The 19,060-nt window shown below is 62.7% G+C and carries 18 protein-coding genes; 6 read left to right on the forward strand and 12 right to left on the reverse strand.

Annotated features, from left to right (window positions below; translation table 11 throughout):
* Window positions 1-54: 54 nt before the first annotated feature.
* Window positions 55-1,458 carry an aminoacyl-tRNA deacylase and HDOD domain-containing protein gene (locus APH27_RS01450; protein ID WP_027917038.1) on the forward strand — a complete coding sequence of 468 codons (1,404 nt, stop codon included), beginning with the start codon at window positions 55-57 and terminating at the stop codon, window positions 1,456-1,458.
* A 132-nt stretch (window positions 1,459-1,590) separates the two neighbouring features.
* Here the strand turns inward: APH27_RS01450 and APH27_RS01455 are convergent, their stop codons facing one another.
* From APH27_RS01455 to APH27_RS01470, 4 genes are all read right to left on the reverse strand, one after another.
* Window positions 1,591-1,965 (reverse strand): helicase, encoded by a 375-nt coding sequence (locus APH27_RS01455; RefSeq protein WP_027917039.1) that lies wholly within the window; start codon window positions 1,963-1,965, stop codon window positions 1,591-1,593.
* 146 nt (window positions 1,966-2,111) lie between these two features.
* Window positions 2,112-2,408, reverse strand: a complete 297-nt coding sequence (locus tag APH27_RS01460; RefSeq protein ID WP_027917040.1) for an HU family DNA-binding protein — start codon at window positions 2,406-2,408, stop codon at window positions 2,112-2,114.
* 187 nt (window positions 2,409-2,595) lie between these two features.
* Window positions 2,596-3,744 (reverse strand): NAD(P)/FAD-dependent oxidoreductase, encoded by a 1,149-nt coding sequence (locus tag APH27_RS01465; protein WP_060483805.1) that lies wholly within the window; start codon window positions 3,742-3,744, stop codon window positions 2,596-2,598.
* 16 nt (window positions 3,745-3,760) lie between these two features.
* A complete protein-coding gene (locus APH27_RS01470) occupies window positions 3,761-3,928 on the reverse strand; it encodes a rubredoxin (RefSeq protein ID WP_027917042.1) in 168 nt (55 codons plus the stop codon).
* A 113-nt stretch (window positions 3,929-4,041) separates the two neighbouring features.
* Here APH27_RS01470 and APH27_RS01475 point away from each other — a divergent pair, with 113 nt between their 5' ends.
* Both APH27_RS01475 and ubiA read left to right on the forward strand, forming a co-directional pair.
* On the forward strand, window positions 4,042-4,599 hold the full coding sequence (locus APH27_RS01475) for a chorismate lyase (RefSeq protein WP_060483806.1): 558 nt from the start codon (window positions 4,042-4,044) through the stop codon (window positions 4,597-4,599).
* Complete coding sequence (gene ubiA / locus APH27_RS01480; protein ID WP_027917044.1) at window positions 4,599-5,489, forward strand: 4-hydroxybenzoate octaprenyltransferase; 891 nt, start codon at window positions 4,599-4,601, stop codon at window positions 5,487-5,489. Before APH27_RS01475 ends, ubiA begins: the two co-directional genes overlap by 1 nt.
* Window positions 5,490-5,592: 103 nt before the next feature.
* On the opposite strand, the gene APH27_RS01485 is transcribed toward ubiA, so the two are convergent.
* Window positions 5,593-5,961, reverse strand: coding sequence for a hypothetical protein (locus tag APH27_RS01485; RefSeq protein WP_027917045.1), 369 nt, complete (start codon window positions 5,959-5,961; stop codon window positions 5,593-5,595).
* A 174-nt stretch (window positions 5,962-6,135) separates the two neighbouring features.
* On the opposite strand from APH27_RS01485, the gene phoB reads away from it, so the two are divergent.
* The 3 genes from phoB (at window position 6,136) to APH27_RS01500 (ending at window position 9,746) form a co-directional block, all read left to right on the forward strand.
* Window positions 6,136-6,825: a phosphate regulon transcriptional regulator PhoB gene (gene phoB / locus APH27_RS01490; protein ID WP_003253341.1), complete on the forward strand. Its 690-nt coding sequence runs from the start codon at window positions 6,136-6,138 to the stop codon at window positions 6,823-6,825.
* A 45-nt stretch (window positions 6,826-6,870) separates the two neighbouring features.
* Entirely contained in the window at window positions 6,871-8,178 is a 1,308-nt protein-coding gene (gene phoR, locus APH27_RS01495) for a phosphate regulon sensor histidine kinase PhoR (RefSeq protein WP_060483807.1), read from the forward strand.
* Between the two features lie 227 nt (window positions 8,179-8,405).
* Window positions 8,406-9,746 (forward strand): hemolysin family protein, encoded by a 1,341-nt coding sequence (locus tag APH27_RS01500; RefSeq protein WP_027917047.1) that lies wholly within the window; start codon window positions 8,406-8,408, stop codon window positions 9,744-9,746.
* Window positions 9,747-9,748: 2 nt separating this feature from the next.
* Here the strand turns inward: APH27_RS01500 and APH27_RS01505 are convergent, their stop codons facing one another.
* From APH27_RS01505 to APH27_RS01535, 7 genes are all read right to left on the reverse strand, one after another.
* On the reverse strand, window positions 9,749-10,651 hold the full coding sequence (locus APH27_RS01505) for a peptidoglycan DD-metalloendopeptidase family protein (protein WP_060483808.1): 903 nt from the start codon (window positions 10,649-10,651) through the stop codon (window positions 9,749-9,751).
* Window positions 10,652-10,866: 215 nt separating this feature from the next.
* Window positions 10,867-11,766, reverse strand: a complete 900-nt coding sequence (locus APH27_RS01510) for a response regulator (protein WP_027917049.1) — start codon at window positions 11,764-11,766, stop codon at window positions 10,867-10,869.
* 164 nt (window positions 11,767-11,930) lie between these two features.
* Window positions 11,931-12,701 carry a phosphate signaling complex protein PhoU gene (phoU, locus tag APH27_RS01515; protein ID WP_027917050.1) on the reverse strand — a complete coding sequence of 257 codons (771 nt, stop codon included), beginning with the start codon at window positions 12,699-12,701 and terminating at the stop codon, window positions 11,931-11,933.
* A 139-nt stretch (window positions 12,702-12,840) separates the two neighbouring features.
* Entirely contained in the window at window positions 12,841-13,674 is an 834-nt protein-coding gene (gene pstB, locus APH27_RS01520; RefSeq protein ID WP_027917051.1) for a phosphate ABC transporter ATP-binding protein PstB, read from the reverse strand.
* A 73-nt stretch (window positions 13,675-13,747) separates the two neighbouring features.
* Complete coding sequence (gene pstA / locus APH27_RS01525; RefSeq protein ID WP_060483809.1) at window positions 13,748-15,418, reverse strand: phosphate ABC transporter permease PstA; 1,671 nt, start codon at window positions 15,416-15,418, stop codon at window positions 13,748-13,750.
* A gap of 17 nt (window positions 15,419-15,435) precedes the next feature.
* Window positions 15,436-17,724 carry an ABC transporter permease subunit gene (locus APH27_RS01530; protein ID WP_060483810.1) on the reverse strand — a complete coding sequence of 763 codons (2,289 nt, stop codon included), beginning with the start codon at window positions 17,722-17,724 and terminating at the stop codon, window positions 15,436-15,438.
* A gap of 139 nt (window positions 17,725-17,863) precedes the next feature.
* Entirely contained in the window at window positions 17,864-18,862 is a 999-nt protein-coding gene (locus APH27_RS01535; protein WP_027917054.1) for a phosphate ABC transporter substrate-binding protein PstS, read from the reverse strand.
* Window positions 18,863-19,060 lie beyond the last annotated feature (198 nt).

The following is a 19,060-nucleotide window of genomic DNA, read 5'->3' on the forward strand; positions in this document are numbered from 1 at the left end:
TTTACCAACAGGCTGGTTATACTTCGCGTTTAAAAGAACCTGTGGATACAGACCATGACTGAAGTTGCCCTGGACACCGCAACCCCACACGCACCGTCTGTCATCCGGCTGTTGCTCGAAAAACTGCGCGTGGCCTTTGAAGAGGTTGCGGAACATCCAGAGCTACCAGCCGCGTCTCGGGTGCAGGCGATCCTGCTCGATGACGAAATCGGCGCCCTGCTGGTGCTATTCCCGCAGAGCAAGCTACTGGACCTCAACCGCCTCGAGGAGCTGACCGGCCGCAAGCTCAAGGCGGTGCCGTTGCCACGCCTCAAGCAGATGCTCGACAAGCACCAGCTCAAGGCTTTGCCGGCCATCCCGGCCCTGACCAGCTCGCCCTGCCTGTACGAAGGCAAGCTGCTCGAAGCCGAACACCTGCTCATCCAGTCCGGCGAAGCTGGCCTGTTGTTGAAGGTGCACCGTGATGACTTCAAGCGCATGCTCGCCAAGGCCAGCGCCGGCAGTTTCGGCCAGCCCGTGCGCGACATCCGCCCCAACCTCGATCGCCCGGATGACGACCCCAAGGAAATCACCCAGGCGGTTCAGGCTTTCACGGCCCGGCGCATCCAGAAACGCCTGGAAGAAACCATCGAGATTCCGCCACTGGCCGACACCGCGCAGAAGATCATCAAGCTGCGGGTCGACCCCAACGCCAGCATCGACGACATCACTGGCGTGGTCGAGACCGACCCTGCCCTGGCCGCCCAGGTGGTCAGCTGGGCCGCATCGCCCTACTACGCCTCACCCGGCAAGATCCGTTCGGTGGAGGACGCAATCGTCCGTGTACTGGGCTTCGATCTGGTGATCAACCTGGCCCTGGGCCTGGCGCTGGGCAAGACCTTGAGCCTGCCCAAGGACCATCCGCAGCAGGCCACGCCGTACTGGCAACAGTCGATCTACACCGCCGCCATCATCGAAGGCCTGACCCGCGCGATGCCTCGTGCCGAACGCCCGGAGGCCGGCCTGACCTACCTGGCAGGGCTGCTGCACAACTTTGGCTACCTGCTGTTGGCACACGTGTTTCCGCCGCACTTCTCGCTGATCTGCCGACATCTGGAGGTCAACCCGCACCTGTGCCACACCTACGTCGAACAGCACCTGCTGGGTATCAGCCGCGAGCAGATCGGCGCCTGGCTGATGAAGCTGTGGGATATGCCCGAAGAGCTGTCGACCGCGCTGCGCTTCCAGCATGATCCGGCGTATGACGGCGAGTTTTCGGCCTACCCCAACCTGGTGTGCCTGGCGACCCGCCTGCTGCGCTCGCGCGGCATCGGCTCGGGGCCACAGGAGCAGATTCCCGATGAGCTGCTGGAACGCGTGGGGATCACCCGGGACAAGGCAGAGGATGTGGTGAACAAAGTGCTCGAGGCCGAGGCCTTGCTGCGGGATCTGGCTTCGCAGCTCAACGCCCCCCATTGAGCCCATTGGGGCTGCTCTGCAGCCCTTTCCGACCGGTCCGGCGCCCCGGCAAGGCCGCTCCTGCAGCCGTATGCGATCCCCTGTAGGAGCGGCCTTCTGTCGCGAAAGGGGCGCAAAGCGCGCCCAGCGATTTCAGCCTTTCTTCTTCGGCTTCAGGTATTTCATGAGCCCCTGGAACCACATCACCAGCGCCGGATTGCCCTTGATCTGGATGTTCTTGTCCTGAATGCCCTGCATGAACGCCAGCTGCTTGTTACCCGCCTGCATCGTGGCAAAGCCGTAGGCTGCGTCCTTGAAAGCGATGGCGAAGGCCGGCTGCGGATGGCTGCCGCCTTTGCTGCTGATGCGTTCGCCACTGACGATGAAGTGCCGCGCCACCTTGCCGTCCAGCGTCTGCATCTGGAACACCAAGTCCTTGTCCTTGAGTTGCTGCTGGAATGCCGGGTTGTTGCGGCTGGCCCTGGCCATCAGCAGCCCCATGGCCCAAAGAAGAAAGCGAAACTTCATCAACGCGCCTCGAATGAAAAATGACTGAAGCGCGCAGTTTATCCTTTTCCTGAACAAAATACGCAAGTTCGCAACACTTACCCTCCAGAATGCATAACGGGCGCCCTGGGGCGCCCGCTGGGATGACACTGGGGGTCAGCAGTGGATCACTTTTTCTTGGCTGGCTTGGCGGGCACGTTGACGCTGTCGCGCAGGTTCTTGCCTGGCTTGAAGGCAACGGTGTTGCTGGCCTTGATCTTCACCGGTTGGCCGGTTTGCGGATTCTTGCCGGTGCGGGCACCACGATGACGTTTTTCAAAGGTGCCGAAACCGACCAGGGTGACCGTGTCCTTGTCCAGGGCACCGGTGATGCTGTCGAGAATGGCGTTCAGCACCTGGTTGGCTTTTTCCTTGGTCAGATCGGCCTTTTCGGCGATGACAGCGGCGAGTTCTGGTTTACGCATAGTGAAGCCTCTTTGACGGGATTTCTTGTTGTTATGCCGTGCTGCCATTGAAGCAGCGTTCAAGGCACCGCAGGCTCTAATCTGCGGCAGACGGAAGTGAGAATGGCACGCCCACCGAGGCCGCGCCAGTATCTGGGCGGCCATTGTGTTGGCAACAACAGGATAAATCCGACAGAACGCCCGCTATTCACGCCATCAGGGCGGGTAACTGCCGATTCAACGCCAGTTTTTCCATGACCGCACTGCCGGTCAGGGCATAGCCGAGCAACTGGCCGTCGGTGGCGTGGCAGAGCACTTTCAGGTCGCTACCCTGCCCTTCTACCTGCCAGCTGCCTTCGCAGCCTGCCGGCGGCGGTGACACCACCAGCGGGCATGCCGGGGTCTTGACGGTAATCGGCATCGGCCCGTAACTGACCTGGGTCGGATTACCGGCCAGGGTCTGCGCCAAGGCACGGGCACAGGCCATCAATGGCATCACATAGAGCAGGTTGATGCCGTCGACTTCGGCGCAGTCGCCAAGCGCGAAGATGTTGCTGTGCGAAGTGCGCAGCTGGCGGTCCACCACTACGCCGCGGTTGGTCAGCAGCCCTGCTGCTGCCGCCAGGTCGGTCCGCGGGCGTAGGCCGATGGCTGAAACCACCAGGTCGCAGCCGATCACCTGGCCATCGGAAAGGTGCGCTTCCAGCCCTTCGCCTGCCTGCTCCAGGCGGTTCAGCACCGGCCCCAGGTGGAAACGCACCCCAAGGCCTTGCAGGCCGGCCTGCACGGCATTGGCGGCAGCCGGATGCAACAGGGTCGGCATGACCTGCTCGCAAGGCGCCACCACGTCGACCTGGAAGCCACCCAGGCTCATGTCGTTGGCAAACTCGCAACCGATCAGGCCGGCACCGAGAATCAGCACACGTTGCTTGCCTGCGGCAGCGGCACGGAAGCGCGCATAGTCTTCCAGGTCGTTGATCGGGAAGACCCGCCCGGCACCCTCACCTTCGATCGGCACCTGCACGGTCTGTGCACCCCAGGCCAGCACCAGGTCGCGATACTCGATCGCCTCTTCACCGATCCACAGGCGCTTGTGGCCCGGGTCGATGCCACTGACACGGGTATGGGTGCGGACCTCGGCCTTAAGCTGCTCGGCCATGGTGCCAGGCTCGGCCATGCACAGGCCGTCGGCGTCCTTGTGCTTGGCAAAGCCGGTGGAAAGCATCGGTTTGGAATAGGAACGACCATCGTCGGCAGTAATCAGCAGCAGCGGCGTGTCGCCATCGAGCTTGCGAAATTCACGTGCCAGGTTGTAGCCGGCCAGGCCGGTACCGATGATGACCACGGGGGACGTCATGTCGTGCTTTCCTCGCTCAGCCGATGGAGATCATTTCGAAGTCGCTCTTGCCCACACCGCAGTCAGGGCACAACCAGTCTGCCGGCACGTCTTCCCAGCGGGTACCGGGCGGGATGCCGTCGTCCGGCCAACCTTCGGCTTCGTCATAGATCAGGCCACAGACAATACACTGCCACTTTTTCATCTGGTCTTCTTCCTCGGTGTCGCTCAGGCTTTGTTGTAGCCCGGCATTATGCAAGCACTCAGGGCAATCATGCTAAGCTCGCCGCCTCTCTGGCTGTAATCAAGCATACCGACGTGTCGTACGAATCCCCGCAAGCAGCCGCTGTCGCGTGGCTGCCGTATTCACAGCTGGCCTCTGAAACCGACCAGCCAACCCTGGACTGGCTGTTCGACGAAGGCTCCCTGACTCGCCGCCTTACACAGCTGTCCCAGGACCACTTCAGTGTCACTCCCCTGTTCGAAGGCTGGCAACCGCTGCGCGAAGACGAGTGCCTGGCCCTGAACATCGCCCAGGGCGCCGAAGGCTGGGTGCGGGAGGTGTACCTGCGTGGGCATGGCGAGCCTTGGGTGTTCGCCCGTAGTGTGGCCAGTCGCAGCGCCCTGGAACGTGGTGGCCTGGACCTGGAAACCCTCGGTAGCCGTTCGCTGGGCGAGTTGCTGTTCTGCGACCAGGCATTCATCCGCCACCCGATCGAAGTGTGCCGTTATCCACAAGCCTGGCTGCCGGCCGATGCCGCACGCGACGGCCTGTGGGGGCGCCGCTCGCGCTTCGCGCGTGACGGCCTCGACCTGCTGGTGGCCGAGGTGTTCCTGCCTACACTGTGGCAAGCGGCCAAGGAGGAGAACCGCTGATGTACCTGCAACTGCTCAAGTCACTCAACCGCTTGCACCCGCGGGCCTGGGACTTCGTCCAGCTCAGCCGCATGGACCGGCCGATCGGCATCTATCTGCTGCTGTGGCCCACCCTGACAGCGGTGTGGGTCGCCGGGCAAGGCTCGCCAACCCTGGCCAACGTGCTGATCTTCGGCCTGGGCGTGGTGCTGATGCGCGCCGCCGGCTGCTGCATCAACGACTTCGCCGACCGCAAGGTCGATGGCCACGTCAAACGCACCGCGGACCGCCCGCTTGCCAGTGGTCGGGTCAAGTCGCGCGAGGCGCTGGCGTTGTTCGCCATCCTGGTCGGGGTGAGCTTCCTGCTGGTGCTGTGCACCAATAGCCAGACCGTGTGGCTATCGTTCGGCGCGGTGGCACTGGCGTCCTGCTACCCGTTCATGAAGCGCTATACCTATTACCCGCAGGTCGTGCTGGGTGCAGCGTATTCCTGGGGCATCCCCATGGCCTTTACCGCTGCCGGCGGCGAGCTGCCGGCCAGTGCCTGGCTGCTGTACATCGCCAACCTGTTGTGGACGGTGGGTTACGACACCTACTACGCCATGGTCGACCGCGATGACGACCTGAAGATCGGCGTGAAGTCCACTGCGATCCTGTTTGGCGAGGCGGACCGGACGATCATCCTGACCTTGCAGCTGTTGTCGTTGGGCTGCCTGCTGCTGGCGGGCAGCCGCTTCGAGCTGGGTGGCTGGTTCCACCTTGGGTTGCTGGGGGCTGCGGCATGCTTTGCCTGGGAGTACTGGTCGACGCGCAAGCTGGACCGCGAGTCATGCTTCAAGGCGTTTCTGCACAATCACTGGGCGGGGATGCTGGTGTTCATCGGGGTGGTGCTGGATTACGCCTTGCGCTGACCCTTGCCTCCCCCTGTGGGAGCGGGTTCACCCGCGAATGCGATGGTGGCTCCACCGCAGCATTGGCGGGTGAACCCGCTCCCACAGGGTCAAGTGTCCGCCTTTACGGCTTGGCGACGTGCCAGACGTCCTTCATGCCGTCACCGGTCATGTCCCCGGCCTTCTTGTCCTTGACGAAGGTGTACAGCGGCTTGCCGTCATAGGCCCACTGCATCTTGCCGTCGTCACGCTTGATCTGCGTCCACTTGCCTTCGGCCTTCTCACCGTCCTTGACCATCAGTGGAGGCCAGTTCGTCGCACAATCGCCGTTGCACATCGACTTGCCGTTGGCGTCCTTGTCGAAGGTGTACAACGTCATCCCGGCATGATCGACCCACATGCCGTCTTTCTCCATGGCATGGTGGGCGGACGCCACCCCCGGCAGCGCCAGTGCAGCGAAAAGGGCCATCCAGCTCAGCGTATGTCGTGTCATTGGAATCACCATGAATTCGGGGGTGGATTGCATTCTGTTTACCGCCGCAGCGGCCCTGTGAAGCCTAGCCCAGTCATGGAATGTCGCCAGAACGGCCAACGCCCTGTCACACAGCTGCAATAATTCCGTTATCTAATGCGGGCCAAGACACGATTCCTGGGAGAGGTTTTAAGCATGGTTGGCAGAAACATTCTGATCGTCGACGACGAAGCGCCTATTCGCGAGATGATCGCCGTTGCATTGGAAATGGCCGGCTATGACTGCCTGGAAGCGGAGAACTCCCAGCAGGCCCACGCGATCATCGTCGACCGCAAACCGGACCTGATCCTGCTCGACTGGATGCTGCCCGGCACCTCTGGCATCGAGCTGGCACGCCGCCTCAAGCGCGACGAGCTGACCGGCGACATTCCGATCATCATGCTCACCGCCAAAGGCGAAGAGGACAACAAGATACAGGGCCTGGAAGTCGGCGCCGACGACTACATCACCAAGCCGTTCTCGCCACGCGAGCTGGTAGCCCGCCTGAAGGCCGTGCTGCGTCGCACTGGCCCGAGCGACAGCGAAGCACCAATCGAAGTCGGCGGCCTGCTCCTCGACCCCATCAGCCACCGCGTGACCATCGACGGCAAGCCGGCCGAGATGGGCCCCACCGAATACCGCCTGCTGCAGTTCTTCATGACTCACCAGGAGCGTGCCTACACCCGCGGCCAGCTGCTTGACCAGGTATGGGGCGGCAACGTGTATGTCGAGGAGCGCACCGTCGACGTGCACATCCGTCGCCTGCGCAAGGCACTGGGTGAAGCCTACGAAAATCTGGTACAAACCGTCCGGGGCACTGGCTACCGCTTCTCGACCAAGAGCTGATCGAGCCAAGCGCCAAGCTGCACGTCGTTGTACAAGGACCGTCAATTGAACCAGAACTGGCACGCGACCCTGATTCGCCACCTGTTGCTGCTGATCACCGTCTGCCTGATCGGCGGCCTGGTCAGCGGCTATTACGGCTGGAGCCTGGCCATCGGTCTGGCGCTCTACCTGGGTTGGACCCTCAAGCAGCTGTTGCGCCTGCATGACTGGCTGCGCAACCACCAACCCGATGAAGCACCACCCGACGGCTACGGCCTGTGGGGCGAGGTGTTCGACAGCATCTACCACCTGCAACGCCGCGACCAGCGGGTGCGCGGGCGCCTGCAGGCAGTGATCGACCGGGTGCAGGAGTCCACTGCGGCGCTGCGAGACGCGGTGATCATGCTCGACAGCGACGGCAACCTGGAGTGGTGGAACCGCGCCGCAGAGACGCTGCTGGGCTTCAAGACCCCACAGGACGGCGGCCAGCCGGTGACCAACCTGGTGCGCCACCCACGCTTCAAGGAGTATTTCGAGGCGCAGAACTACGTCGAACCGCTGGAAATCCCCTCGCCGATCAACGACCGCCTGCGAGTGCAGCTGCACATCACCCGCTACGGCAACAACGAGCACCTGATGCTGGTGCGCGATGTGACCCGCATCCACCAACTCGAGCAGATGCGCAAGGACTTCGTCGCCAACGTCTCCCACGAGCTGCGTACGCCGCTGACGGTCATTACCGGCTACCTGGAAACCCTGCTGGATAACGTCGAGGACGTGAACCCGCGCTGGGCCCGGGCACTGCAGCAGATGACCCAGCAAGGCTCGCGCATGCAGACCTTGCTCAACGACCTGCTGCTGCTGGCCAAGCTGGAAGCCACCGACTACCCGTCGGACAACCAGCCAGTAGCGGTCGATGCCCTGCTCACCGCGATCAAGAACGACGCCCAGGCACTGTCCGGGCCGCGCAACCAGAAAATCACCCTGGAAGCCGCGCCGGACCTGCGCCTGAAAGGGAGCGAGTCGGAACTGCGCAGCGCCTTCTCCAACCTGGTGTTCAACGCGGTGAAGTACACCCAGGATGAAGGCAACATCCGCATCCGCTGGTGGGGCGACGAACACGGCGCGCATCTGTCGGTACAGGACTCCGGGGTCGGTATCGACGCCAAGCACCTGCCACGGCTGACCGAACGCTTCTACCGGGTCGACTCCAGCCGTGCTTCGAATACCGGCGGCACCGGGCTGGGCCTGGCGATCGTCAAGCACGTGCTCATGCGCCACCGCGGCAAGCTGGAAATCAGCAGCGTGCCAGGGCATGGCAGCACCTTCACCTGTCACTTTGCTCCGGCACAATTGGCCAACGGCAAGGCCTGAGGCACCGGGGGCTGCTTTGCAGCCCTTTCGCGACACAAGGCCGCTCCTACAAGGGATCGCGTGTTCCTGTAGGAGCGGCCTTGTGTCGCGAAAGGGCCGCAAAGCGGCCCCAAAGCAGCAGCACCCTTTGCTTTTATGGCCCCAGCCGCTACATTGGATCCCCTGTGCCAGCAAGAGCTGGCACTTTTTTTCTCTCTCTCAAAGACGGACCCCGTAAAAACTCCATCATGGACCCTTCCCCTGGTATCAGCCTCACCTCGTTATTCGCCGATTTCGGCATGATCATCTTTGCCTTCCTGCTGGTGCTGCTCAACGGCTTCTTCGTTGCCGCCGAGTTCGCCATGGTCAAGCTGCGTGCCACCCGCGTAGAGTCCATCGCCGAACTGCATGGCTGGCGTGGCAGCATCCTGCGTAAAGTGCACAACCAGCTCGACGCCTACCTCTCGGCATGCCAGCTGGGCATCACCCTCGCCTCGCTGGGCCTGGGCTGGGTCGGTGAACCGGCCTTCGCCCACCTGCTCGAACCGCTGCTGGCCTACCTGGGCGTGGAAAGCGCCGAACTGGTCAAGGCGGTGTCCTTCTTTGTCGCCTTCTTCGTCATTTCGTACCTGCACATCGTGGTCGGCGAACTGGCGCCCAAGTCGTGGGCAATCCGCAAGCCCGAGCTGCTGTCGCTGTGGACCGCAGTGCCGCTGTACCTGTTCTACTGGACCATGTACCCGGCCATCTACCTGCTCAACGCCAGCGCCAACACCATCTTGCGCATTGCCGGCCAGGGTGAGCCCGGCCCGCACCATGAGCACCACTACAGCCGCGAAGAGCTCAAGCTGATCCTGCACTCCAGCCGTGGCCAGGACCCGAGCGACCAGGGCATGCGCGTGCTCGCCTCGGCCGTGGAAATGGGCGAGCTGGAGGTGGTGGACTGGGCCAACTCACGTGAGGACATGGTCAGCATCGACGCCCATGCGCCGCTCAAGGAGATCCTGGCGCTGGTACGCCGGCACAAGTTCAGCCGCTATCCGGTGTATGACGCCGAGCGCGAGGAATTCACCGGCCTGCTGCACATCAAGGACTTGCTGCTGGAGCTGGCCGAGCTCGAACACCTGCCCGAGACCATCGACCTGGACGACCTTGCCCGCCCGCTGGAGCGCGTATCGCGGCACATGCCGCTGTCTCAGCTGCTGGAGCAGTTCCGCAAGGGCGGCGCACACTTCGTGCTGGTGGAGGAAGCCGACGGCAAGGTCATCGGCTACCTGACCATGGAAGACGTGCTCGAAGTGCTGGTGGGTGACATCCAGGACGAACACCGCAAGACCGAACGCGGCATTCTCGCCTACCAGCCGGGCAAGCTGCTGGTGCGGGGGGATACTCCGCTGTTCAAGGTCGAGCGCCTGCTCGGTGTCGACCTCGACCACATCGAGGCAGAAACCCTCGCCGGCCTGGTCTACGAGACCCTCAAGCGCGTGCCTGAGGAAGAGGAAGTGCTGGAAGTCGAGGGCCTGCGCATCATCATCAAGAAGATGAAAGGGCCGAAGATCGTTCTGGCCAAGGTGCTCAAGCTCGACTGACCCTATGGGTTGCCGGCGGTGAAGTCCGGCAACCCGCCAAGCGGCCGGTCGAACTGGAACGGTATCGACTCCAGCGCCAGCCCCACATTGCGCTGCACCACAAAATGCAGGTGGGGCCCGGTGCTGTTACCCGTATTACCCGACTTGGCCAGGGCCTGCCCGACCACCACCTGCTGCCCTTCGCGCACCACCACCGAACCACGCATCAGGTGCAGGTACACACCCATGGTGCCGTCAGGGTGCAGGATCCGCACGAAATTGCCCCCTGGGTTGGTGCCCCGACCACTCTGGCCATTCTCGACCTTCACCACCATCCCGCCCCGCGCAGCAATGATCGGCGTGCCCTCTGGCATGGCGATGTCCATCGCATAGCGGCTCCTGGGGCCGAAGTGGCTGAAGCGGCCGTTGGGTCCTTGGGTCAGGCGAAATGGCCCGCCCTTCCAGGGAAACGGATAGCGATAGGCCAATGAGTGCTGGCCGGGGTCGCCCATGGCGTACTGGAAGCTGGTGGCGTATAGCAACTTGCCGCCGGGCGCAGCCAGCACGGAGCTCAGCACCTTGCTCGAACGCGGGCCTACCACGGTACGGATATTGCGCGGCTGATTGCCACCGAAGGCATTGCTCAGCTTGTCGATGCGCAGTTCAACCTGCATCGGCACGTACAAGTCGTTACGCACCATGAAGCGCACACCGCCAGGGAAGGTTTCGGCCTGCAGGCGCACCTTGCCATCGACGCGATCGAGGATCGGCTCACTGAGTTCGAAGGTTTTTGCCCCCGGGCTGTAGCGATCGGAGTACGAGACCACGCCGGTGTTGTCGACGGTCTTGTAGATAGTCATGCCCATGCTCGACGCCGAGGCCGAAAGCAAGGCACACAAAAGCAGCAAGCGGGCGGCGGCGGGCATGATGGTGGCTATTTGACAGTTATGGTCTGTCGAAGACTAGCAGCGGGATTGGCGGGCAGTATTGCAGTTGGTCGGAACGACCTGTAGGAGCGGCCTTGTGTCGCGAAAGGGCTGCGCAGCAGCCCCTCGATTCGTGCTTTAACACCGATATCCTGGGGCCGCTCTGCGGCCCTTTCGCGACACAAGGCCGCTCCTACAACAGAACGGTGGGCTCATCAGGCGCCGGGGGTGAAGTGCTTCTGCTGGGTACCACGCGCAATCAGGCGCGACAGGTAGTCGAGCTTCTGCGCATCCTGGTCGACGAACTTGAAGGTCAGCTGCAGCCAGTCACTTTCGGGCTTGGGCTCCAGCGCGGCGATGGCGTGCAGGTAGCCGTTCAGGCGTGCCACTTCGGCGTTCTCACCCTGCTCCAGGTCGAGCACAGCGCCCTCAAGCACCTGTGGCAGCGCTGCGCTGCGACGCACCACCAGCAACGCTTCCTTGAGGCTCAACGCCTTGATCACGCAGGGCTGGGTACCACTGGACAGGCGCAACTGGCCCTGCCCACGCCCGGCCTGGGCCGCAACCGCCGCAGTCTGCGGCTTGGGTGCATTGATCAATGGCTTGGACGGTGCAGCAGCAGGCGCCGAGACCTTGGCCGTTTCAGGTTTGCCGCCGGTCAACGCACTCAGCGAGTCGTTGGCGAATGCCGAATTCACCCGTGCCGGTGCACCGGCTACCAGGCTTTCCAGCTTGCCGATCTTGGTCAGGGCTTTCTTGACCTTGGTCAGCAGTTGTTCGTTGGTGAAGGGCTTGCCGACGAAGTCGGAGACGCCGGCCTGGATGGCCTGGATCACATTCTCCTTGTCACCACGGCTGGTCACCATGATGAACTGCATGTCCTTCATCTCGGGCTGCTGACGGCACCAGGTCAGCAATTCCAAGCCGGACATCTCCGGCATCTCCCAGTCGCACAGCACCAGGTCGAACCGCTCCTTGCCCAGCATGGCCATGGCCTTGCGACCGTTGACCGCGTCTTCGATGACCATGCCCGGGAAGGCATTGCGCAGGCACTTCCTTACCAGGTCACGAATGAACGGCGCGTCGTCCACGACCAGCACATTGACTTTACTCATCGAAACTCCTCTTGAACCCGACTAGCCTACCGCGCAATGGTGGCCACTTGCCAACTCTAGGGTCACGCCGGGACTTCTTCGCATCGTTCGCGGGTGCCTGCTGATTGCTCTGCCACCAACGAAAACGCCCGGCACAGGCCGGGCGTCGATGCTCGCGAGCAATCTTATTTATCGTCAGGTTTCGCCGGAACATTAGCGTTTTCGGCCGCGTCACCCGCGGTGCCTTCGACTTCGGCCTTCATGCGCTTGAGGCCCATGTGACGGACATCGGTACCGCGCACCAGGTAGATCACCAGCTCCGAGATGTTGCGCGCGTGGTCGCCGATCCGCTCCAGCGAACGCAGCACCCAGATTACGCTGAGCACACGCGAGATCGAACGCGGGTCTTCCATCATGTAAGTGACCAGTTCGCGCAGCGCCGTCTTGTACTCACGGTCGATGGTCTTGTCGTACTGAGCCACCGCCAGCGCAAGGTCGGCGTCGAAGCGTGCGAAGGCATCAAGGGCATCGCGCACCATGTTGCGCACCTGATCACCGATGTGCCGCACTTCGACGTAGCCACGCGGCGACTCGCCCTCCTCGCACAACTGGATGGCGCGGCGGGCGATCTTGGTCGATTCGTCGCCAATACGCTCGAGGTCGATCACCGACTTGGAGATGCTGATGATCAGGCGCAGGTCGGAGGCCGCAGGCTGGCGGCGGGCGAGGATGCGCAGGCATTCCTCGTCGATGTTGCGCTCCATCTGGTTGATCTGCTCATCGACTTCCCGCACCTGCTGGGCCAGGCCCGAGTCGGCCTCGATCAGCGCGGTAACGGCATCGTTCACCTGCTTTTCAACCAGGCCGCCCATGGCCAGCAGGTGGCTGCGCACCTCTTCCAGCTCGGCGTTGAACTGCTGTGAAATATGGTGCGTCAGGCTTTCTTTGTTGATCATCGTTTTGTCCTTTGGTAGCGCGTCCGTGTAGGGGCGGGATTACCCGCGAGCACCGGCGAAGCCGGTGCCAGGCACCTAGGCGTCTGCTTCGCGGGTAAACCCGCTCCTACAGGGGCCAGGTGCTCATCACGCGCAGCGCTTAGCCGTAACGACCGGTGATGTAGTCTTCGGTCTGCTTCTTAGCCGGGTTGGTGAACAGGGTGTCGGTATCCCCGAATTCGACCAGTTTGCCCATGTACATGAACGCGGTGTAGTCCGAAACACGGGCCGCCTGTTGCATGTTGTGGGTCACGATAACGATGGTGTACTTGGATTTCAGTTCGTAGATCAGCTCTTCGACCTTCAGCGTCGAGATCGGGTCCAGTGCCGAGCAGGGTTCGTCCAGCAGCAGCACTTCAGGCTCGACCGCGATGGTACGGGCAATCACCAGACGCTGCTGCTGGCCGCCTGACAGGCCCAGGGCAGACTCATGCAGGCGGTCCTTGACCTCGTCCCACAGGGCCGCGCCCCTCAGCGCCCACTCCACGGCTTCATCGAGCACGCGCTTCTTGTTGATGCCCTGGATGCGCAGGCCATAGACCACGTTCTCGTAGATGGTCTTGGGGAAAGGGTTGGGCTTCTGGAACACCATGCCCACCCGGCGACGCAGCTCGGCCACGTCTTCGCCCTTGCGGTAGATATTGTTGCCATACAGGTTGATGGCGCCCTCCACACGGCAGCCGTCGACCAGGTCGTTCATGCGGTTGAAAGTGCGCAGCAAGGTCGACTTGCCGCAGCCGGACGGGCCGATGAAGGCGGTCACGCGCTGCTTGGGGATGTTCATCTGCACGTCGAACAGGGCTTGTTTGTCGCCGTAGAACAGGCTCAGGCCCGGCACTTCGATGGCCACGGTTTCCTCGGCCAGGCGCAGGCTCTGCTTGTCGCGACCCAGGGCAGACATGTCGATGCCGTGGGTATGGGATTCATGCTGCATGGTCAACTCCATACGCTATCAATTCGTTTCAAAGGGCCGCCCGGCAGGCAGGCGGCACGCTTGCAGATCAGGCTCAGCTGTCGAGCGCCTTGTACTTCTCGCGCAGGTGGTTACGGATCCACACCGCCGACAGGTTGAGGGTGGCGATCACCAGCACCAGCAGCAGCGCGGTGGCGTACACCAGCGGCCGCGCGGCCTCGACGTTCGGGCTCTGGAAACCGACGTCGTAGATGTGGAAGCCCAGGTGCATGATCTTCTGGTCCAGGTGCAGGTACGGGTAGTTGCCGTCCAGCGGCAGCGAGGGCGCCAGCTTCACCACACCTACCAGCATCAGCGGCGCCACTTCACCGGCGGCGCGGGCCACGGCGAGAATCATGCCGGTCATCATGGCCGGGCTGGCCATCGGCAGGACGATCTTCCACAGGGTTTCGGCCTTGGTCGCCCCCAGGGCCAGGGAGCCTTCGCGCACCGTACGCGGAATGCGCGCCAGGCCTTCCTCGGTGGCCACGATCACCACCGGCACGGCCAGCAGCGCCAAGGTCAGCGAAGCCCACAGCAACCCCGGGGTACCCAGGGTCGGTGCCGGCAGCGCTTCGGGGAAGAACAGGCGGTCGATCGAGCCACCTAGCACATAGACGAAGAAGCCCAGGCCGAATACGCCGTAAACGATCGCCGGTACGCCGGCCAGGTTGTTCACCGCAATACGGATCAGGCGGGTCACCGGGCCTTGCCTGGCGTACTCACGCAGGTAGACCGCAGCCAGCACGCCGAACGGCGTGACGATCACGGCCATGATCAGGGTCATCATCACGGTACCGAAGATGGCCGGGAAGATCCCACCCTCGGTGTTGGCTTCACGCGGGTCGTCGCTGAGGAACTCCCAGACCTTGGCGAAGTAGGTGCCCATCTTGCTCAGGCCGGACATGCCGTTCGGCTGGATGGCGTGCACCACCTTGCTCAGGTTGATTTCCACTTCACGGCCATTGCCGTCACGCGCTACCAGGCTGTCGCGGGCGAAGGCCTGGTGCAGGCCCAACAGGCGCTCCTCGATGGCCTTGTAGCGGCTGTTCAGCTCAGCGCGTTCGGCGTCCATGTCGGCCTGGGCAGCGGCGTCCAGCTTGCCGTCCAGTTCCAGCTTGCGACCGTGCAGGCGCAGGCGCTCAAGGCCATGGTTGATGGCACCGATGTCCTTCTTTTCGAGGGTTTGCAGTTCGCTGTTGAGCTGGTTGGCACGCTTCAATCGCGCCTGCAATTCGTTCCAGGCCGCCGGGCCTTGGGCCACCACGCGGCCTTCTTCCTTGACGCTGACCAGGTAGCCATAGAAGTTGCCCCACTCTCGGCGCTCCAGGGCAATCAGGTCGGCCGGGCGTTGCTCGTCGACCAGCCAGTCGCCGACCACCCAAGTGAAGTCGCTGCCGTTAAGGTCGCGGTTACCCACCTTGACCAGCTCGCGGGTCATGAACTCCGGGCCGTCCTCCGGCACCGGCAGGCCAGCGCCCTTGAGGCGGGCACGCGGTACTTCTTCCTTCTGCACCACTTCGCCGATGACGACGTGGTCGGCTTGCCCCGGCACCTTGTAGGTGGCCTGGATCAGGTCGGCCGGCCAGAAGTGGCCCAGGCCGCGCACGGCGATCACCGCCAGCAGGCCAACGGTCATGATTACCGCCATGGCCACCGCGCCACCGCTGATCCAGACGCCTGGAGCGCCGCTCTTGAACCAGCCTTTGAGGGAATCCTTTTTCACGGATCTCTACCTTTCTATCAAAGCGACGAGTATTTCTTGCGCAGACGCTGGCGAATCAGCTCGGCCAAGGTGTTCATGACGAAGGTGAACATCAGCAGCACGAGGGCGGCGAGGAACAGCACTCGGTAGTGGCTGCCGCCGACTTCCGATTCAGGCATCTCCACCGCCACGTTGGCGGCCAGGGTGCGCATGCCTTCGAACAGGTTCATCTCCATCACCGGAGTGTTGCCGGTGGCCATCAGCACGATCATGGTCTCGCCCACCGCACGGCCCATGCCGATCATCAGCGCCGAGAAGATGCCCGGGCTGGCGGTAAGGATGACCACGCGGGTCAGGGTCTGCCATGGCGTCGCCCCCAGGGCCAGGGAGCCCAGCGTCAGGCTGCGCGGCACGCTGAACACGGCGTCTTCGGCGATCGAGTAGATGTTCGGGATGACCGCGAAGCCCATGGCGATACCGACCACCATGGCGTTGCGCTGGTCGTAGCGGATACCCAGGGTGTCCGTGATCCACAGGCGCATGTCGCCGCCGAAGAACCAGCTCTCGAGGAACGGGCTGACAGCCAGGGCGAACCAGCCGATGGCGAGAATCACCGGAATCAGGATTGCCGCTTCCCAGCCATCTGGAATACGCAGGCGGATCGACTCAGGCAGGCGGCTCCAGCTGAAGCCCGCCAGCAGGATGCCGAGCGGCATGATCAGGAACAGGCTGAACACGCCAGGCAGGTGGCCTTCCAGATACGGCGCGAGGAACAGGCCGGCGAAGAAGCCGAGGATCACCGTCGGCATCGCTTCCATCAGCTCGATCACCGGCTTGACCTTGCGCCGCATGCCCGGGGCCATGAAGTAGGCGGTGTAGATAGCGGCGGCAATGGCCAGCGGGGCCGCCAGGATCATCGCGTAGAACGCGGCCTTGAGGGTACCGAAGGTCAGCGGCGAGAGGCTCAGCTTGGGTTCGAAGTCGGTATTCGATGCGGTCGACTGCCAGACGTACTTGGGCTCGTCGTAGTTTTCGTACCAGACTTTGCCCCACAACGCGCTGAAGGAGACTTCCGGGTGCGGGTTGCGCAGGCTCAACGGCAACAGCTTGCCGCCTTCTTCGATGATGATGCGGTTGGCTCGAGGCGACAGGGCCAGCATGCCCGCGCCTTCGGCCGCCGGCTCAACCAGCAGGGTGCGGTGTGCGGTGCTGTGGAACACGCCGAGCTTGCCTTCGGTGTCCAAGGCAATGAAGCCCTTGCGGCGCTCTTCTGCATCGATCTGGGCGATTGCGGCCTTGCCCATCTGGAAGGTACGGATCTGTTTGAAGCGCTGCTCGCCATCCGGGTCGCGGGCCATGAACCACTGGGCCAGGCCGCCCTTGGAGTCACCGATGATCAGCGAGATGCCACCCACCAACTGGGTTGCGGCCGTGATTTCAGTATCGGCACTTTCGGAAAGCTTGTAGCGGCCATTGAGGCTCTTGTCACGCAGGCTGAACACGTCGGCGGTGGCGCGGCCGTTGATCACGTACAGCCATTGCTGCCGCGGGTCGATGAAGATGCCCTTCACCACCTCGGTCATCTGCGGCAGTTCGATGCGGTTCTGCTCGGTGGTGACCTCTTCGGTCATCATGTTTTCAGTACGGGTCAGCTCGAGCACCTGCAAGTGCGCGCCGGTAGAGCCGGCGAGCATCAAGCTGTCGCCATTGACGTTGACGCTCACGTGCTCCAGCGCGCGGCCTTGGTCATCGAGCACGAACGGCTGTTCACCGTAGGGGTAGTCGATGCCGGGGGTGATGGTCTTCTTGTTGTCCGGGTAGGTGATCTTGTAGGTGTGGTGGAACACCAGCGCCTGACCATTGGACAAACCGAGTACGACCAACGGGTTGCCCGGCTGGTCGGTGCTGATCGAACTGACCTGGGTGCCAGCCGGCACTGGCAGGTCGACCCGCTTGAGTTCGTTACCGCTCTTGGTGTCGAAGAACAGCGCCTGACCCTTGTCCGAAACGCGCATGCCAACCAGATTCTGCTCTTCAAGGGCGATCATCAGTGGCTTGCCGGCATCCTGTTGCAGCCAGGTCGGCTCCAGCGCCTTCTTGCTGGTCAGCTCGGCGCCCTGGAACAGTGGCAGCACCACATAGGCCAGGTAGAAGAAGATCAGCGTGATAGCTGCCAATACGGCAAGCCCGCCCACCAGTACATACCAGCGGGTCAGGCGATCCTTGAGGGCGCGCATCCGGCGCTTGCGTTGCAACTCGGGCGTATTGAAGTCAATCCGCACGGGAGGGGAATTCGGGGTCATTGTGGAATTGGCCAGATCATTCATGCGCACACCCTAGCGGTCCCGTATGACAAAAACATGACAGTGAGTTGACGCAAAAAAGCCCGCCGCTCAGGAACCCTGGCACCGGACTTGAAAGGCGTGGAAGAGGCCGGGCATCAGCGCCGGCCTCATCCTCAGTTAATTACTTCTTTGCAACGTTACCCGCGTGGGACAGGCCCAGGTCAGCCAGGGTCTTGTCGACCACCTTGGCCGGCAGCGGGATGTAGCCATCCTTCACCACTACCTGCTGGCCAGCTTGCGACAGTACCAGCTTGACGAACTCGGCTTCCAGCGGGGCCAGAGGCTTGTTCGGCGCCTTGTTGACGTAGACGTACAGGAAGCGCGACAGCGGGTAGGTGCCGTTCAGGGCGTTGGTTTCGTTGTCTTCAACGAATTCGCCGCCTTCTTTCTTGGCCAGGGCCACGGTCTTGACGCTGGCGGTCTTGTAGCCGATGCCCGAGTAGCCGATGCCGTTCAGCGAGGAGCTGATCGACTGCACGACCGAAGCCGAGCCCGGTTGTTCGTTGACGCTAGGCTTGAAGTCGCCTTTGCACAGGGCTTCTTCCTTGAAGTAGCCGTAGGTGCCCGATACCGAGTTGCGGCCGAACAGCTGCACCGGCTTGTTGGCCAGGTCGCCGGTCACGCCCAGGTCGCCCCAGGTCTTGACGTCGGCCTTGGCACCGCACAGGCGGGTGGACGAGAAGATGGCGTCGACCTGGGCCATGGTCAGGCCTTTGATCGGGTTGTCCTTGTGCACGAACACGGCCAGGGCGTCTACGGCGACCGGGATGGCGGTCGGCTTGTAGCCGTACTTCTGCTCAAAGGCCTGCAGCTCGACGTCCTTCATCTTCCGGCTCATCGGGCCAAGGTTGGCGGTGCCTTCGGTCAGCGCGGGTGGCGCGGTCGAGGAGCCGGCCGCCTGGATCTGGATGTTTACGTTCGGATATTCCTTCTTGTAGGCCTCGGCCCACAGAGTCATCAGGTTCGCGAGGGTGTCGGAACCGACGCTGGAGAGGTTGCCCGAAACACCGGTGGTCTTGGTGTAGGTCGGGATCGCAGGGTCGACAGCGGCTACCGCGTTGGCGGTCGCAACGCCAGCGGCGGCAAACGTGAGGGCCGCCATCAAACGCTTCAGTTTCATGCCTTGCTCCTAGCAGGAATATGGGGGTGTTAGATGGAACGGGGCCAAGTATCTGCAGGCCGCATGAATACGATATGACTCAATTGTGACAAATGGATGAAAGGCCATCACCAAAAACAGGTCCGGCCTCTTCGCGGCTAAAGCCGCTCCCACAGATCTGGCACAGCCTCAAGGCTTTCGCAGTACCTGTAGGAGCGG

It is taken from the genome of Pseudomonas sp. NBRC 111123, assembly GCF_001320205.1.
GTDB classification, from domain to species: Bacteria; Pseudomonadota; Gammaproteobacteria; order Pseudomonadales; family Pseudomonadaceae; genus Aquipseudomonas; species Aquipseudomonas putida_J.

Excerpts from the sequence above, each read along its gene's own strand:
- APH27_RS01460 (WP_027917040.1), bottom strand. The coding sequence starts at position 2,408 with ATGCGTAAACCAGAACTCGCCGCTGTCATCGCCGAAAAGGCCGATCTG.
- APH27_RS01505 (WP_060483808.1), bottom strand. The coding sequence starts at position 10,651 with ATGCCCGCCGCCGCCCGCTTGCTGCTTTTGTGTGCCTTGCTTTCGGCC.
- APH27_RS01510 (WP_027917049.1), bottom strand. The coding sequence starts at position 11,766 with ATGAGTAAAGTCAATGTGCTGGTCGTGGACGACGCGCCGTTCATTCGT.
- APH27_RS01535 (WP_027917054.1), bottom strand. The coding sequence starts at position 18,862 with ATGAAACTGAAGCGTTTGATGGCGGCCCTCACGTTTGCCGCCGCTGGC.
- ubiA (WP_027917044.1), top strand. The coding sequence starts at position 4,599 with ATGTACCTGCAACTGCTCAAGTCACTCAACCGCTTGCACCCGCGGGCC.
- APH27_RS01450 (WP_027917038.1), top strand. The coding sequence starts at position 55 with ATGACTGAAGTTGCCCTGGACACCGCAACCCCACACGCACCGTCTGTC.
- APH27_RS01470 (WP_027917042.1), bottom strand. The coding sequence starts at position 3,928 with ATGAAAAAGTGGCAGTGTATTGTCTGTGGCCTGATCTATGACGAAGCC.
- APH27_RS01500 (WP_027917047.1), top strand. The coding sequence starts at position 8,406 with ATGGACCCTTCCCCTGGTATCAGCCTCACCTCGTTATTCGCCGATTTC.
- phoB (WP_003253341.1), top strand. The coding sequence starts at position 6,136 with ATGGTTGGCAGAAACATTCTGATCGTCGACGACGAAGCGCCTATTCGC.
- APH27_RS01485 (WP_027917045.1), bottom strand. The coding sequence starts at position 5,961 with ATGACACGACATACGCTGAGCTGGATGGCCCTTTTCGCTGCACTGGCG.
- APH27_RS01465 (WP_060483805.1), bottom strand. The coding sequence starts at position 3,744 with ATGACGTCCCCCGTGGTCATCATCGGTACCGGCCTGGCCGGCTACAAC.
- APH27_RS01455 (WP_027917039.1), bottom strand. The coding sequence starts at position 1,965 with ATGAAGTTTCGCTTTCTTCTTTGGGCCATGGGGCTGCTGATGGCCAGG.
- phoU (WP_027917050.1), bottom strand. The coding sequence starts at position 12,701 with ATGATCAACAAAGAAAGCCTGACGCACCATATTTCACAGCAGTTCAAC.
- APH27_RS01530 (WP_060483810.1), bottom strand. The coding sequence starts at position 17,724 with ATGAATGATCTGGCCAATTCCACAATGACCCCGAATTCCCCTCCCGTG.
- pstB (WP_027917051.1), bottom strand. The coding sequence starts at position 13,674 with ATGCAGCATGAATCCCATACCCACGGCATCGACATGTCTGCCCTGGGT.